The 16,228-nt window shown below is 71.1% G+C and carries 10 protein-coding genes; 1 reads left to right on the top strand and 9 read right to left on the bottom strand.

Going from position 1 to position 16,228, the window contains the following annotated elements; translation table 11 throughout:
• Window positions 1-90: 90 nt before the first annotated feature.
• The 8 genes from LNK82_RS02750 to LNK82_RS02715 form a co-directional block, all read right to left on the bottom strand.
• The gene (locus tag LNK82_RS02750) at window positions 91-1,266 is read right to left on the bottom strand and encodes an acyl-CoA dehydrogenase family protein (RefSeq protein WP_230565301.1); all 1,176 of its coding nucleotides are present in this window, start codon (window positions 1,264-1,266) and stop codon (window positions 91-93) included.
• 35 nt (window positions 1,267-1,301) lie between these two features.
• Window positions 1,302-2,882 (bottom strand): GMC family oxidoreductase, encoded by a 1,581-nt coding sequence (locus LNK82_RS02745; RefSeq protein ID WP_230565300.1) that lies wholly within the window; start codon window positions 2,880-2,882, stop codon window positions 1,302-1,304.
• A gap of 28 nt (window positions 2,883-2,910) precedes the next feature.
• Complete coding sequence (locus LNK82_RS02740; RefSeq protein ID WP_230565299.1) at window positions 2,911-3,432, bottom strand: DUF3224 domain-containing protein; 522 nt, start codon at window positions 3,430-3,432, stop codon at window positions 2,911-2,913.
• Between the two features lie 151 nt (window positions 3,433-3,583).
• Complete coding sequence (locus LNK82_RS02735) at window positions 3,584-5,008, bottom strand: MFS transporter (RefSeq protein WP_230565298.1); 1,425 nt, start codon at window positions 5,006-5,008, stop codon at window positions 3,584-3,586.
• Window positions 4,992-6,068, bottom strand: a complete 1,077-nt coding sequence (locus LNK82_RS02730) for a DUF2855 family protein (protein WP_230565297.1) — start codon at window positions 6,066-6,068, stop codon at window positions 4,992-4,994. Before LNK82_RS02730 ends, LNK82_RS02735 begins: the two co-directional genes overlap by 17 nt.
• 38 nt (window positions 6,069-6,106) lie before the next feature.
• On the bottom strand, window positions 6,107-7,336 hold the full coding sequence (locus LNK82_RS02725; protein WP_230565296.1) for a cytochrome P450 family protein: 1,230 nt from the start codon (window positions 7,334-7,336) through the stop codon (window positions 6,107-6,109).
• Window positions 7,337-7,397: 61 nt separating this feature from the next.
• Window positions 7,398-9,239 carry an asparagine synthase (glutamine-hydrolyzing) gene (gene asnB / locus LNK82_RS02720; RefSeq protein ID WP_230565295.1) on the bottom strand — a complete coding sequence of 614 codons (1,842 nt, stop codon included), beginning with the start codon at window positions 9,237-9,239 and terminating at the stop codon, window positions 7,398-7,400.
• A gap of 220 nt (window positions 9,240-9,459) precedes the next feature.
• Window positions 9,460-10,704 (bottom strand): IS4 family transposase, encoded by a 1,245-nt coding sequence (locus LNK82_RS02715; RefSeq protein WP_230565294.1) that lies wholly within the window; start codon window positions 10,702-10,704, stop codon window positions 9,460-9,462.
• Window positions 10,705-10,869: 165 nt separating this feature from the next.
• On the opposite strand from LNK82_RS02715, the gene LNK82_RS02710 reads away from it, so the two are divergent.
• Window positions 10,870-12,189 carry a glycosyltransferase 87 family protein gene (locus LNK82_RS02710; protein WP_230565293.1) on the top strand — a complete coding sequence of 440 codons (1,320 nt, stop codon included), beginning with the start codon at window positions 10,870-10,872 and terminating at the stop codon, window positions 12,187-12,189.
• A gap of 30 nt (window positions 12,190-12,219) precedes the next feature.
• Here the strand turns inward: LNK82_RS02710 and LNK82_RS02705 are convergent, their stop codons facing one another.
• Window positions 12,220-16,185, bottom strand: coding sequence for an NACHT domain-containing protein (locus tag LNK82_RS02705; protein ID WP_230565292.1), 3,966 nt, complete (start codon window positions 16,183-16,185; stop codon window positions 12,220-12,222).
• Between the last annotated feature and the right edge of the window lie 43 nt (window positions 16,186-16,228).

Raw genomic sequence — 16,228 nt, 5'->3', positions numbered from 1 at the left:
GTCGTGGGTGGGGAAGCGGGGGGGGGGGGGGGGGGGCGGGCGCGCCCCCCCCGCGGGCCCCCCCCGGCGCCACTCGGGTCGCCCCGCGGTTCAGAGGTAGTGGGTGTTGGGTTCCAGGCCGCAGAGGATCCGGCCGTACAGCTCCAGGTTGGTGTTCGGGTGCATGACCGCGTGCAGGTTGAGGGCCTGCACGTCGCGCTGGATGCGCTGGATGGGCACCGAGGTGTAGATGGAGGATCCGCCGCTCGCCGTGTTGAGGATGTCCACGGCCTCCTTCGCGCGCTGGCACACCGCGCCCATGTCGAGCCGGACGCGCGCACGCTCCTCCACCGTCCACGCCTCGCCGGCCAGGTTCTTGCGATCCACCAGCTCCGCCGCGCGGTACGCGTGGAACTCGGCCTCGTCGATCTTCACGGTCGCCTCGGCGACCTGCAGGTGGGTCAACGGCGCCTCGCGCTGGCTGTCGTACGAGGTGTAGGTGATCCCCCGGTCGGGCAGCCGCGCGAAGAACGCCTCCTTGGCCGCCTTCGCCAGGCCGAGCACCGTCCCGCCCACGGTCGCGCAGGCCGTGGGCAGCAGCGGGCCGCGGAACAGGGGCGAGTCCGCGTTCAGCTTCGACGAGTACCTCTGGCCGAGCACCGGGCCCATCCGCAACACCCGGTCGTGCGGCACGAAGACGCCCGTGGCCACCGTGCTGACGCTGCCCGAGCCGCGCAGGCTGGTGGTGAACCAGTCGTCGACGATCTCCAGCTCCGCCACCGGGATCGCGGTCATGACCGGCTCGTGCCCGCCGTCCGGGGTCGTCAGCATCGCGGCGTTGGTGTACCAGTGGCTCTGCCGCGCCCCCGTGGTGAACGCCCACCGCCCGGTCACCACGACACCGCCGTCGACGGGCTCGGCGACCGCCGACGGGCTCAGGATGCCGCACACCCGCACGTCCGGCGTGGCGAACACCTCGTCCTGGACCTCGTCCGGGAACATGCAGGCGATCCAGGTGCTGACCTGCCACACCGCGGCCACCCACGAGGTGGACCCGTCGGCCCGGCCGAGTTCGGCGAGCACCTCGACAACGGTGCGCATGTCGCTCTCGTAGCCGCCGTACCGCCGCGGCACGCGCATCTTGAACAGGCCGGCGGCGGTCATCGCGTCCACGACCTCGTCGTGCAGGCGTCGGTTCTCCTCCGCCCAGATCGCGTGCTCGCGCAGCAGTGGCAGCAGATCCGCCGCGCGGTGCACCAGTTCACTCCTCGACGGTGCTGTGATCATGGCTGACTTGGCCTCCTTGGAAGTGGGCTGCGGCCTCATCCGACCGAGGGCGCGGCCAGCCGCCCGCTCGCCGTCACCGTGCCGCGGATCAGGTCGGCGGCCTTCTCGGCGATCGCGATGGTGGGCGCGTTCGTGTTGCCGCGGACGACCCGCGGCATGACCGAGGCGTCGACCACCCGCAGCCCGTCGACCCCGAGGACGCGGAGGTCCGCGTCGACCACCTCGCCGAGGGCGCAGGTGGAGGTCGGGTGGTAGACCGAGTGGGCGAACCGGCGCACGTAGTCGCGCAGGTCGGCGTCGGAGTCCGAAGCGGGCGGCAGGAACGGGCTGCCGGTGTACGGAGCCAAGGCCTGCTGCCGGGCGATGTCGAGCGCGATCCGCAGACCCGCCACCACGGCGTCCAGGTCCGACCGCTCGGCGAAGTAGTCGTGCACGATCCGCGGCTTGGCCGTCGGGTCGTCCGACGCGAGCGTGACGCTGCCCCTGCTCTGCGGGGTGAGCAGCGAAGGGCCGAAGGTCAGGGCGTGGTCGGTCGGCACGCCGAGGCCGTTGTCGACGAACATCACCGGCGCCGCGAGCAGTTCCAGGTCCGGCGCGGGCAGCCCGCCCCGGCTGCGGGCGAACCCGCCTGCCTCCGGGCCGTTGGAGGTCAGCGGCCCGCGGCCCTCGGTGGTGAACTGCTCGACGTTCGCGGGCAGGCCGGCCGCGAGCATGCTGATCGGGTGCTCGTGGGGGTAGATCAACGGCACCAGGGTGTGGTCCTGCAGGTTCTGCCCGACCTCGGGCTGGTCGACGACGACCGGGATGCCCAACGCGCCCAGCGCCGCGGCCGGACCGATCCCGGACAGCATCAGCAGCTGCGGCGAGTTGTAGGTGCCACCGGAGACGATGACCTCGCGCTCGGCGCGCAGGGTGATCTCCTCGTCGAGCCTGCGGCCCACGACACCTCTCGCCCGGCCGTTCTCGATCAGGATCCGGTGCGCCTGGAGGTTGGTCTCGACGGTGAGGTTGGGCCGGTGCGCCGCCGGGTGCAGGAACGCGGTCGCCGAGCTGACGCGCTTGCCGTCCCGCTGGGTGAGCTGGAAGAAGCCGAAACCGTCCTGCTCCGCGCCGTTGAAGTCCGCGTTCAACGGCCACCCCGCTTGCGCCGCGGCTTGGACGAAGGCGGTCGACATCGGGTTCTTCGCCCGGCCCTCGGAAACCCGCAGCGGACCACCGGAGCCGTGGTACTCGGACTCGCCGCGCTCGTTGTCCTCGGAGCGCTTGAAGTAGGGCAGCAGTTCGTCGAAGCTCCAGCCGGGCTGCCGCCAGCCGTCGTAGTCGATCCGGTTGCCGCGGATGTAGATCTGGGTGTTGATCGAACTCGTCCCGCCGAGGACGCGTCCGCGCGGGAGGTAGATCCGGCGGCGGTCCAGGAACCGCTCGTCGTGGGTGTCGTAGTCCCAGTCGAGATGCGTCCGGAACAGCTTCCCGAAGGCGGCGGGAACGTGAATGTTCGGCGAAGCGTCCGCCGGTCCAGCCTCGACCAGGCACACGGTGACCTCCGGGTCCTCGGTCAACCGCGCGGCCAGCACGCACCCGGCCGAGCCGGCGCCGACGATGACGTAGTCGTACATCCGGTCCTCCTCAGTGGGTCGGCACGCGTCAGTTGGTCGAGGCCGCTTTTCGGGGCAGGCGGAACCACAGCTTGTACCGGACCACCCCGTCGTCGGTGGTGATCACCTTGCCGGTGCCGCTCGCACCGACGAGCTCACCGGTCCCCGAATCCGGGACGATCCGCCAGTCCACATCGGACGGGTTGCCGGTCTCGCGGTGGCCGGAGGCTTCGGTGACGAACGTGCCCCGCCTCCCGTCGAGGGTGCCGACGAATCGGACCAGCACGTGGAACGAGCCGCTGCCGTCCGGGCTCAGCCGCTGGATGTACGCGTGGTACGCGGGCCCCTCCATGCCACCCGTGTAACGACTGTCGGAAAGGGTGTTCACGATCCTGATGCCGCTGGGATCCGGCGGCCCGATCTCTCGTTCCGAGAGGTTCACCGCTTCGATCGTGCCCTCGGTGTACTGCGGCCGTCCGGAATCCGCGACCGACGACAGGGGAGGCAGGAGAACGCTCAGGCTCAGCGCGGCGACCGCGGTCACGAGCCACCGCTTCGACGTTGATTTCACGGGCTACACCTTTCTCTTCGGTCATGGCGCAGTCGCCGGCGCAGCGGTGGATCACACCGACACCCGGCTTACCGCGTGGAACAATCCGATTTCCCCGGACACGATTCGGCGGATTCGGATTCCGCCACCGCCGGGTCGATCGACTACGAACTCATCGCACCTTGGCTGTGCCGACTCTCTTCGCGCCGGGAGGCGCGGCCGGGCGGAGCAGGACGAAGGCGACGACCAGGGCAAGGATCACGAACCCGCAGCCTGCGACGAACCCGGCTCGAAGGCCTTCGGTGAGGGCGGCGCGCGGTTCGGCCGCGGTGGCGAACGACACGCTCATCGACGTGACGATGGTGACGCCCAGCGCGCCGCCGATCTGGAAGGCCGCGGAATTGAGCCCCGAGGCGAGTCCGGATTCCTGTTCCGTGACGCCGCTGAGCGCCGCGATGGACGACGCGACGAAGCAGGCGCCGAGGCCGGGTCCGAAGACCAGCAAGGCGACGAACATGTCCGCCCAGTAGTGGCCGGTGGCCGAGATCCGGGTCAGCAGCAGGCAGCCGACGCCGAGCAGGACCGAGCCGCCCACGGCGATCGGCCGGAGGCCGAGCCTCTCGACCACCGACTGGGCGACCGCCGAGCCGAGGATGTTGACCACGGTCATCGGGAGGAAGCCGAAGCCGAACACGAGGGCCGAGTAGCCGAGCACCTGCTGGCCGTACAGGGAGACGCCGAACGACATGCCGAACGCGAGGACCCCGAGCAACAGCATCAGGAGGTTCCCGCCGACGAGGCCGCGCGAGCGGAAGATCCGCAGCGGCACCAACGGGGCGCTGCTCCGCCGCTCGACCCGGACGAAGACCGCCAGCAGCACGGCGGCGCCGACGAGCAGGCCGATCGTCCCGGCGCCTGCCCAGCCCGTCCGCGGCGCCTCCGCGATGGCGAAGACGAGCGCGAACAGGGCCACGGTGAGGGACACCGCGCCGACCAGGTCGAAGCCCTGCCTGCCCACGCGCGTGCGGCTCTCCCGCAACAGCAGCGGGCTCACCGCGAGCAGCACCGCGGCGACGGGGAGGTTGAGGTAGAAGATCCACTGCCAGTCGAGCCACTCGGTGATCGGGCCGCCGATCAGCAGCGCTGCCGTCGCGCCGAACCCCATCGTCCCCGACCAGACCGCGAGCGCCTTGTTCCGCTCGGTCCCCTCGCCGAACGTGGTCATCAGGATCGACAACGCGCTGGGCACCATCATCGCCGCCGACACACCCTGCGCGACCCGGGCGGCCACCAAGACCTCCGGCGTCCACGCGAGCCCGCACAGCAGGGACGAGACCAGGAACAGGGCGGTGCCCGTCATGAACACCCTGCGCCTGCCCAGCAGGTCGGCCAGGCGACCGCCCAGCAGCAGCAAACCGCCGAAGGCGAGGATGTAGCCGCTGAGCACCCATTGCGCGCCCTCGTTGGACAGCCGCAGGTCACGCTCCATCGACGGCAGCGCGAGCGTCACGATCATCGAGTCGAGCGTGACGAAGAAGGAGGCGGTGCACAGCAGCGCCAGCGCCTTCCACCGACGCGGATCAGGGGCTGAGCACATGACCCACCTCGGGGCGCTGCCGTCCGGACAACAGGGCGAGGAAGGCTTCGACGACCGGTTCCGGCCCGGAACCGCGCCGGACGCCGAGCCAGGCCGACGCGGCCGTGACGAAGTCGTCCTCGGCGCGGTCGTAGCGGGCGTAGTAGCCCACCTCCCCTTCCGCGGCGACGGCACGCTCCTCGGCGGCCGGGGCGAAGAACCGGGTGGGCTCGGGGTCGTGCAGCTCGGGCGGGTCCGGCGCCTCGAAGCCGCGGGCGCCACGGGTCAGACCCACCAGGGCGGTGTCGGTCAGCTCCCCCGCGAACCGCCGGTAGATCGAGCTCAGCAGCGTGGTGTCGCGGGTGAAGTCGACCACCAGGATCGGACCGGCGACGATGAGCGAGTCCAGCGCGCGGTACTCGGCCACCGCGTGGTAGCGGCCGAGCCCCCGGACGAAGGACTCGTTCCGGGCCGAGGTCAGGCCGATGGTCGCGATGCCCGAACCCAGGAGCCGGTCGGCGAGCCCGATCGCGGTCTTGCTGGACGCGCTGGTGATCACCACCGACCGCGCGCCGGCCGCGGCCTGCCGGAGGGCCAGCTCGGCGAGCTGGAAGGACGCGGGGTAGACCGGTCTGAGCAGCGCCCGGTGGTCGTCGGCTTCCTCGGGCTCGCCGGCGATCCGGTAGTGCCGGTACCAGGGGTGCATGCCCAGCCGGTGGGCCGAGGTGTCCGCGAAGCCCCGCGTGGTGGGCTCGGCCGCCACGGTGAGGTGGGTGGACATCGGCAGGTAGCCGAAGCAGCGGCTGCCCTCGCCGATCGAGGGGTGCCGGGAGCGCACCACGCGCGCGAAGCCCCAGACCGGAACCCGCCCGTAGCCCGGCGGGGCGGGGAAGGCGGCCCAGAAGCGCAGCGGTGAGTCGCCGAGCCGGGCGTAGGTGACGTTGTTCGACGTCAGCGCGAACCGCTCGACCGCGAGGCGCACCTCGCCCGCCCGCAGCGGCGCGTCGGCCACCGCGCGGACCTCGTGCACGGCAGGGTCGTCCCGCTTGAACAGCAGATCCCACATTTCCGGCTGGGGCATGGTCGACTCCAGGGGCGTCGAGGTCGGAGACCAGGGTGTCAGAACGTGACCGGCAGCGCGGCGAGGCCCCGGATGATGTTCGGCCCGCCGACCGCCCACCGCAGTTCCTCCGGCGCGCAGCCGAGCCGGATGTCGGGGAAGCGGCTGAGCAGCGAACCGAACGCGACCTGCCCCTCCAGCCTGGCCAGCGGCGCGCCGAGGCAGAAGTGGACGCCGTGGCCGAAGGCCAGGTGCGGGTTGTCCTTGCGCGTGATGTCGAGCCGGTCGGGGTCGGCGAACCGGTCGGGTGACCGGTTGGCGGCGGCGAGCACGATCGACACCGCACCGCCTGCGGGGATGGTGACCCCGCCGATCTCGACGTCCTCGGTCGCGAACCGCATGGTGGCCCGTTCCACCGAGCCGTCGTACCGCAGCATCTCCTCGATCGCCGAGGGCAGCAGGTCCGGCCGCTCGCGCAGCAGCCGGAGCTGGTCGGGGTGCCGCAGGAGGGCCAGCACGCCGTTGCCGATGAGGTTGACGGTGGTCTTGTGGCCCGCCACGAGCATGAGCTTGATCGAACCGAGGAGTTCCCGCTCGGACAGCCGGTCCTGGTCGCCGGAGCTGACGACCATGGCCCTGATGAGGTCGGGCTGGTCGTCGTGACCGAGCACGGGGTCGACCTCCGACCGGATGCGCGCGATCAGGTCGATCACGTAGCGGTCCATGTTCTCGTTGCCCAGCCTGCGATCGCGCACCGCCTCCTCGGTGAGCGGCGGTGACAGCGCCATCCGGGTCCAGTTGCCGAACTCGTCCCGATCGTCGGCGGGGATGCCGAGCAGCTCGCAGATCACCGTGATCGGCAACGGGAAGGCCAGCGCGGTCATCAGGTCGACCTCGGACTTGCCCGACATCTCGTCGAGGTACCCGTCGGCGATCTCCTGCACCCGTGGCCGCAGGTCCTCCACCCGGCGGCGGGTGAACCCCTTGCTGACGAGGCGGCGGAGCCGGGTGTGGTCGGGCGGGTCGCTGTTGAGCATGTTCCGGCCGAGCGGCCCCTCGTCCTCCGAGCCGGCGCCGAGGGCGTGCAGCCACTCGGGTGACAGCCGCACGTCCTTGGACAGGCGCGGGTCGTTCAGCGCGGCGCGCGCCTCCTCGTAGCGGGTGATCAGCCAGGACTCCAGTCCCATCGCGCCCTTGACGCGGTGGACCGGCCCCTCCTCCCGCAACAGCGCGTAGCTCGGGTACGGATTCGCTTGGAACACTTCGCTGGTCAGATCCGCCGTCGTCATCGCCCGACTCCTTCGCGGTTGGTGGTGGGACTTCCGGACGTCGATCTCCGGCCGGCGGGGATCACGACAACTCCAGCGTCGGCGAGTACAGGTCGCACCACAGGGCGATGTCGAGCGCTCGTTCGAGCGAGGATCGCGAGGCGAACGTGATCCGCGGGGCCTGCTCGCGGACGCAGTTCCGCAGCCACTCGTAGCTGATCAGCTCGAACACCGGGTGCGTGGGCGAGGCCAGCAGTTCACGTGCCCCCTCGCGCAACGCGGCCGCGTACCTGGGGTCCTGTGTGGATGGATAGGGCGCCTTGGTCCTCTGCAGCACGGATTGGGGCAGCAGATCGGCGGTCGCCGCCCGCAGCAGGCTCTTCTCCCTGCCGTCGAAGGTCTTCAGCGACCACGGCGAGTTGTAGACGTACTCGACCAGCCGGTGGTCGCAGAACGGCACCCGCACTTCGAGGCCGTTGGCCATGCTGGTGCGGTCCTTGCGGTCGAGCAGGACCCGCACCCAGCGGGTCAGGTGCAGGTGGCAGACCTTGCGCTGCCGCCACTCGACGTCGCTCTCCCCGTCGAGCCGCGTGATCCCCCGCACCGCGCCGGCGTAGCTGTCCCGGCGGTAGGTCTCCAGGTCGACGAGCTTCCGCACGGCCGGTGCGAGGATCTGCGAATCGTCGCCGAAGTACTCCGCCCAGCGCACCAGCCAGGGGAAGGTCTCCGCCTGACCGACACCCGGGTCGAAGTACCAGCGGTACCCGGCGAACACCTCGTCCGCGGACTCACCGGACAGCGCGACCGTGGAATGCCGACGGATCTCCCGGAACAGCAGGTAGAGGGAGGCGTCCATGTCCCCGTTGCTCGCGGGCATGTCCCTCGATCGCAGGACCGCGGCGCGGACCTCCGGGTCGGCGTGGGCGGCGGGGTCGAACAGGATGTCCTGGTGGTCGGCGCCGACCCGGGCGGCGACCTCGTGCGCGAACGGGGTGTCCGGGTTGCCGCGCAGCGAGTCCGGGACGAACGTGTCGGTGCGCCCGGTGAAGTCCACCGAGAAGCTGCGGACGGCCTCGCCGTCGCCGGCCAGGTGCCCGGCCGCGATCGCGGTCAGCGCGGAGGAGTCGAGGCCGCCGGACAGCAGCACGCAGCGGGGCACGTCGGAGACGAGCTGGCGGCGCACGACGTCTTCCAGCAGTTCCCGCACCCGCGCGACGGTGGTCTCCCGGTCATCGGTGTGCGGCCGGGTCGGGAGGCTCCAGTACACCCGCTCGCGGATCCCTTCAGGGCGAACGGTGACCACGGTGCCCGGCTTCACCTCGTGCATCCCTCGCCAGAAGCCGTCGCCGGGGGTCTTGACGAACGCGAACAGCTCGCGGATGCCGGCGGTGTCCACGACGCGCTCGGCGAGCGGGTTCGCCAGGATCGCCTTGGGCTCGGAGCCGAACAGCACCCCGTCGCGGGTGGGGTAGTAGTACAGCGGTTTGACGCCGAGCCGATCGCGGATCAGCACGAGCTCGCGCTTGCCCGCGTCCCAGATCGCCAGCCCGTACATGCCGTTGAGCCGTTCCGCGACGGCCTCGCCCCACTCGAGGTAACCGCGCAGCACGACTTCGGTGTCGGAGTCGGTGCGGAAACGGTGACCACGTCCGCGCAGTTCCTCCCGGAGCTCCACGAAGTTGTAGGTCTCGCCCGAGTACACCATCGCGACCGCACCCCTCGGGGTCTGCGCGGTCATCGGCTGCCGCCCGCCGGGCAGGTCGATGATCGCGAGTCGGCGGTGCCCCAGCGCGGCATTCCGGTCCACCCAGGTGCCCCGCTCGTCCGGCCCTCGCCCGGCCATCGAATCGGTCATCGCGTCCAGCGTGGCGCGCTCCCCGCGCAGATCGCGTTCGAAGGAAATCCAGCCGGCAATTCCGCACATTGCTGTGCCTCCAGTGGTTCGTGGAGCCCGACCTTTTCCACGATGGCCTTCCCCCGCTCGGGGTGACTTCTCCTGGATTGCGGTGCCCTCGCATTGCCGCGGACGCCGGGCAATGCCGCTCACTTAAGGCTGACCGGAGTCGCATCCGCGTGATCAGAGTTCGAACGCCCCGGACATGCGCGGTGCCGGTCGAACGGGCCGGGACCATTGTCGGATTCGGTCACGGGTGTCGCGGGCGCCGAAGGTGGTCTGCGCGAGAGAACCGCTGATCGTGGACCTGGCGACGGATGACGCGGACCGCGTGGGCGAAAGAAGGCCTTTCGACGTCCTCGTCGGAGTCACCGGCGGCTTCGGTCATGAAGTGGCGGATCGCGTAGTGGGTGAGGAGCATCGCCCAGATTTCCTGGCGGACCAGATCCGGCAGCCGGGAGCGCAACAGGCCGCCGGCGGGCATCTGGTGGGTTCTGATCTCGTCGAACGCGGACTCGGATCCACGGCGTCGGTGGTAGAGCTCGGCGAGTTCTCCGGCGCGTGCGCGATCGTGGTCGACGATGGAGGTGATCAGGCGGATCGTCCCGGTGACGTCGCCGCGGTCGGTGACCGCGTATTCGACCACGCGCACCGGGATGGCCGTGCCGTCGGACGGGGAGGAATTCCCGCCTTCCTCGACCGGGTGACGATGTCCGCCGAGCAGTAGTTCAGCGCGGTAGGAGCCGTCAGGGAGCCATTCGGTCGCCGGCAGCTCCACCTCGTCGTCGACCCGCCACAGCAGGTCCGCGCCCGTGGCGCGCAGTCGTGACCAGGTGCGGTAGCTGTGGAAACCCCGGTCGGCCAGGATCAGCATGTCCGGTTCGACGGCGTGGAGGAACCGGGCGGACAACTCCCGTTCACCGACGGCGTGCGAGTCCATCGCGGCGGCGACAACCGCACCGGTGCCGCACTCCTCCAGGCCCACCACGCGGACCTGCGGATAGGCGCCGATGCCGTCGGCATTGCCGGGTTTGCCGAATTCGGCGGTGTTCGGCGGCGTGTCCGGGGCGTCCAGCACGGCGCTGTCCAAGGCCATGACCCGCCACCGGCGAAACCACGCACCCGGTGTTCCGGGGACCGCCAGTGGTCGGGCGATGTCGTGGAACAGCAGTCGCAGCGGCTGTTCGCCCAACCGTTTGCGCGCTTGGGACAGCGCTGCGGTGGTGGGCACCTTCCACTCGCCGCGCCACACGTCCAACGCACGCAGACCATTGCCCAGCCGGCGCATGACTTCTCTGTAGGCGTCTTCGAAGAACAGCGTCAACGCCAGCACGTAGTACACCGTCAACCGCGCCGGCAACAAACGGACGCGGCGCTCCTTTCGACCTGTCCGCGCCACCACCTCGTCCACCAGTTCCCGAGGGCAAACCCGCGTCAACAAACCCATGGAGATCGCATCGGCAAAATGACCCGAACGTTCCGCAGAGGACGCCACAAATCAACCCTAGACCGGGCCGACCCGACGCCTTCCGCATCAACAGCGAACCCTCGATCACCCGATTGGCCGATCAATAGGTCACCTTAAGTAAGCACCATTGGCACGCCCGGTACGGTGGTAAGGTACGGATCTTGTCTGCTCCGCACGGAATGGGGGGCCGGAATGCCGGAAGCCGATGCCGCGGTCGACGTCCACCCCGGCGGGCGCCCGCGCCGTTATCTCCCGCTCGTCCTCCTGCCGGCCATCGCGGGCGCGGTGACCGCGGTGCTGGCGACCGTGGCCAGACCGCTGATGCCGTGGTGGATGAACGACTTCGCCGTCTACCACGCCGCGGGGAGCGTGGTGCTGCACAACGGTCCCTCGATTTACGGCCTGGCCGTCGACACCGGGAATTTCACGGACCTGCCGTTCGTCTACCCGCCGTTCGGGGCCATGTTGTTCGCGCCCTTCGCGGGGTTCGAGCTCGCGACCGCGGGCGTGCTGTGGACCTTCGTCACCGAGCTGTGCCTCGCCGCGATCCTCTGGCTCTCCCTCGGCATGGTCGGCGTGTCCTCGTGGAAACGCCGCGCGGCGCTGGTCGTCGTGGGAATGGTCTTGTTCTCCTGCCTGCTCGACCCGGTCCGGGTGAACGCCTACCTCGGGCAGATCAACATGCTGGTCGTGCTGTTGGCGCTGGTCGACTTCTCGCGCTCGACGCCGCACCGGTGGCGTGGCATCGGGATCGGGATCGCGGCGGGGATCAAGCTCACGCCGTTGATCTTCGTGGTCTACCTGGTGCTCATCGGCCGCGGGCGGGACGCGCTGCGGGCCGTGCTGGCCTTCGCCGGCACGGTGGCGGTCGGGTTCGCCGTGCTGCCGTCGGACTCGCGGCAGTACTGGCTGGACGGGATGTTCCTCAGTCCCGATCGGATCGTCCTCGGCTTCCCGACCCTGGTGAACCACTCCTTGTCCGGCTTGTTGTCCCGACTCACCGGCACCACGGCGCCACCGACCTGGGCGCCGCTGGTCACCGCGGTGCTCGCGGGGCTCGGCCTCGCGGCGGCGGTCTGGGCGCACCGCCGCGGGCAGGCCGTGGTGGGCATGCTGGTAGTGGCGTTCACGTCCCTGGTGGTGTCGCCGGTGACCTGGCCGCACCACATCCTCTGGCTGGTGCCTGCCCTGGTGTGGCTGGCGTTCGCGCGGTGGCGGTCGGGATCGGTGTGGCTGCCGAGGTTGATCCTGGTCGCGGTCATCGCGCATTCGTCCCTGTCGCTGTACCAGTACGCGCAGCGGATCGACGGGGGCGTCGTCTACCAGCTCACCACGCCGGGGAACCTGATCGCGACCTTCGGCGGGAACCTCGCGGTGATGGTGCCGGCGTTGGCCCTCTTGCCGGTGTGGCTGCGCAGGTTGCGGCCGGAGCCGGGTGCCCCGACCCAGGGCACGCCGGCGTCCGGAAGCGGGGTGGCGGAGTCGCCGAAGGCGGATCCGGCTGCCCGGTGACCCGGACGAGCCGTGCACGGCGCCCCCGCGCTATCCGGGCACGGCGGTCTGGTAGGCGTTCACGGCGGCGTCGGCCATCGCCGCGTCGACGGACAGGTGGGTCCGGGCGTCGGCGAGGTGGCGGAGCGGGTTGTCGTGGTCCGGCAGGTCCCGCAACGCCGCGACGGTCGCCGCGGCCCCCTCGCAGAACGACCGCAGCAGCACCGCCGCGTAGCGCAGGTAGGCCGACGACTGCTCCTGCAACTGCCAGAGGTCCTCGGACGGCAGCGGGAGCGACGGGGCCGCCTCGACGTGCCCGGCCAGCGCGTCGGACGTCAGCGGCAGCCGCGCCACCTCGGCCAGCCACCGCCGCGACTTGCCGCTGATCTCGTCCGTGCGACCGGCGATCTGCTGCACCTGACCGTGCACCGTGGTCTCGAGGTCCTGCCGGATCAGCTCCAGCGCGAGCCGCTCGAACCGGTCCGGGCCCAGCTCGGTGCGGGCGTCGTAGAGCTGCCGCACGATCCTGTTCAGGTCGCGGGGCAACCCGCCCGACAACGCGTAGCAGAGCCAGACGAACGGTTCCGGCAGCCGCAGCACCCGCTGCACGAGCAGCCGCCGCGTCTGGGTGAGCGTCAGCCGGCTGACCTGGATCACGTCGTCGAACGCCGAGTCGAACGTCGTGCGCACCGACAGCACCCGGCGCGAGAACGACGTCAGCGCGTCCTGCGACACCGCGACCAGGAAGAACACGCCCTGCACGCCGAAGACGGACTTGAGGTCGTTGACGAACTGCTCGGCGGCCTCCGCGGTGGCGATCTTGTCCACCTCGTCGACGCAGACGACCACCCGCGCGTCGGCCCGGTCGGCCCGGCTGCGCAACCGCAACCCGACGAACCCGAGGAACTCCCGGAACTCGGCGACCAGCTCCGGATAGGTCTTCACCTGCTCGGCCCGCTGCCGGGCGACGGCGTTGCCCGCCTCCAGCCCACCGGGCGGTTTCAGCGTCGCCGTGCGGGTCCGCGTGGTCGTCTCCAGGTACCGCAACCCCCGCAGGTGCCTGCGGGCCTCGTCCTCCAGTGCGGTGTCCGGCCCCCGCAACCGCGCCCGCCGCCGGATGAACGCCACCACCCCCACACCCAGCGGCACGGCCAGCACCACCCCGCCCGCCACCGCCACGACGGTCCGGGCGTTCCCCCCGACCCACTTCGCGGCCTCCACGAGCTGCGGCCACCACACCGCCCCGGCGACGACCCCCGCGCCCGCGGACGCCGTCAGCACCCACCGCAGCCTCGGTAATCGGGACACCGCCGCCCGGCTCACCGGTTCGGGTGGCAGGACCAGCAGGCACAACCGGGTGAACAGGTGCACGAGGAAGTCGCGGCTGTCGTAGTCGGTGGGCGCGGTGACCACGAGCGAGAGGTCCCCGGGCTTCCCGCTGAAGCGCTGGTCGCCGAACATCTGCAGGACGGTGCTCTTGCCGATGCCGCGCGCCCCGCTCAGCCCGATGGCGCCGCTCGACATCGCGTCGAGCATCCGGTTGAGCTGGGCGGAGGTGTCGGTGGGCACGAACTGGGCGCGTTCGGTGAGACCTCCCAACCGCCCGACGGACGCCTCGGGGAGGGCGGTCGCGTAGGACCGCTCGGCCAGCACCTCGACGCGTGCGGCGACGAGCGGGAGGACGCCCTTCTCCACCAACGCGTCGACGAGTTCGCGGTGGGCGCGCGCCGCTTCCTGCCGGGCCGCGGCGGCTCGCGGGAGTTGCTGCTCGGTGGGCCAGTCGCGGGGATCATCGGAACCCAACGCATCGGCCTGCGCCTTCAGGGGCCGCGCCCACCCCCACAGCGCCGCACAGACCACCGCCGCGATCCCGAACGCGATCGAGACGGTCGTGGACGACGGGACCAGCAGGCCTGAAGAGCCCTCGGCGACGATCAACGCCACCGTCGACACCGCCCACGCGTCGAGCAGGGCGCGCAACCGGTCGTAGTGCCGATGCCTGCCCAGGAACACCCGGGCCGACAAGCGCATCACCACCACGGCGAAGGCCATCGTGACCCGCACGGGGTTGCTCATCACGACCGGGAAGACGTTCACCACGACCAGGGTCGCGAGGGCCCACGTGAGCACGAAGTACCACCGCTTCCCCAGCGCGGCGAACGGCACCCGCACCTGCTCGGCGAACCGCCCCTTCGACGCGACGAACCGCTCGCGTTCCCCGGCGGTCGCCGTGACCAGGTCCTGCTGCGAACCCTCGATCTCGCCGACGACCTCGCGACGCATGGTCTCGACGCGCGGCGCCTCCACGACCGCGTGGACCTCCGCCTTGGCCAGGGCGAGGTCCACCAGCTCCTCGCGCATCCCCGCCACCATGTCGTGCGCCGCGAGGTCGGCCATCCGCCGGGGGAGCGAGGCGGGGCCGTACTCGTCCGCGAAGTGCTCCTGGAGCGGGCGGTTGTAGAACCGGAAGACCGCGCCCGAGCGGCGCAGCAGCCCGACGCTCCGCTGGGCTTTCAGGAACGACATCAGGTTGAGCGGCAGCATCCCCCGGGCCGCCAGCCAGATCCGGCTGAGCGAGTACCGGAAGTAGGTCGAGAACCCCGCCCCGACCACGGCCGCCACCGCGCCCACGACCCCCGCGGCGGCGGGTTCCGACCCGTCGGTCCGAAGGACGACGAGGGCGACGAGACCGCCGGAGACCGATGCCCACGCCCACATGCGCCGCCGCCCGGCGCGCAACGAGTCGATCGGGGTGGCCGCGCGGGCGAGTTGGTGGTCGGGTCGGACGTCGGTCGACCGCGCCGACCGACCGCCCAGCGCGAACATCGCGGTGATGGCGCCGACGACAGCGGTGTGGATCTCGACGGCGACCTCCCCGTACACGGCAGTCGTGGCCGCCACGGCGAGCAACCCGACCACGAGGCCCACGGCGCCGAAGACCGGCAGGGGCACCGACCGCTTCAGGTCCCACCAGGCGAAGTCACCCGTCTCCAGGCGTTGCAGGTGGTCCGCCAGGAACCCGAGGTGCCGGATGGCGCGCCGGTCGCGCTCGGCCATGAACGCCCCCGGCTCGACGTGGACGACGCGGACCAGGGCCGACTCCTGGAGGAAGCGCCGGATCGCGGCGGGCTCACCGAACCGGACCGGGTCGAGCAGCTCCACGGGAGCGGACCGGGGGTCCGCGTAGGCGACGACCGCGAGCCCGAGGTACACCGGTGTGGCCAACGCCTTGGCGAGCGCGCCGTCCGGCTCGGAGGACAGCTGCTCGAGGACCGCCGACCACCGCTCGTCCGCCCCGGCCTCTACGAGGTGGTCCGTGATCTCCGGCGCCGACAGCGGCCCGAGGAAGACGACCTTCACCGCCGGCAGCGCCGCGAACCCCTCCGGCCGGGAGGTGAGCACGAACCTCCGCCGAGGGGACTCCAGCACCCGCAGCGCGTGCTGCTGACGGTCGGGCGCCATCTCGTCGAGGCCGTCCAGGAGCGGGAGCACGCGGTCCGCGTCGATCAGGGCTCGGGCCACGCCCGCCCTGAGCCGAGGGTGGTGTTCCGCCAGGTACTCGGCCATCCAGTCGTCCAGGTCGACGGCGCGGGAGTCCCACGAGGCGAGCGGCAGGACCACCGGGACCCGGTCGTGCTCCCCGCCGAGCAGGTCCAGCGCCAGCTGCTGGACGAGCACCGTCTTGCCGGCGCCGGGACCGCCCAGCACCATCACCCGGCCGGTGGGTGTCGTGCGGTACGTCTCGGCGAGGTCGACCCTCCCGGTCCGCCAGTAGGCGGACATCTCGCGCTCGACCTGGGCGCGCACCGACGAGGCCAGTCGGCTCGCGGACTCGTCCAGGCCCGCCGCCGTTCTCGACCTCCGGTCCTCCAGGAGGCCTTTGCCGAGGAGGAACAAGCCGACCGAGCCACCACCCATCGCCAACAGGACCCATGCCCAGAAACCGGGTGTCCGCGCGACCAGGTTCACGGCCCCGACCACCCCGAGCACTCCGCTGATCACCGCATCTCGCCGCATGTGCCCCGTCCACGCCTCGGTTGGTCGGTACGGAGCGGCTATC

The sequence above is a fragment of the Saccharothrix luteola genome (assembly GCF_020859565.1).
GTDB classification, from domain to species: domain Bacteria; phylum Actinomycetota; class Actinomycetes; order Mycobacteriales; family Pseudonocardiaceae; genus Actinosynnema; species Actinosynnema luteola.
This window is presented reverse-complemented; position numbering and strand designations above follow the sequence as displayed.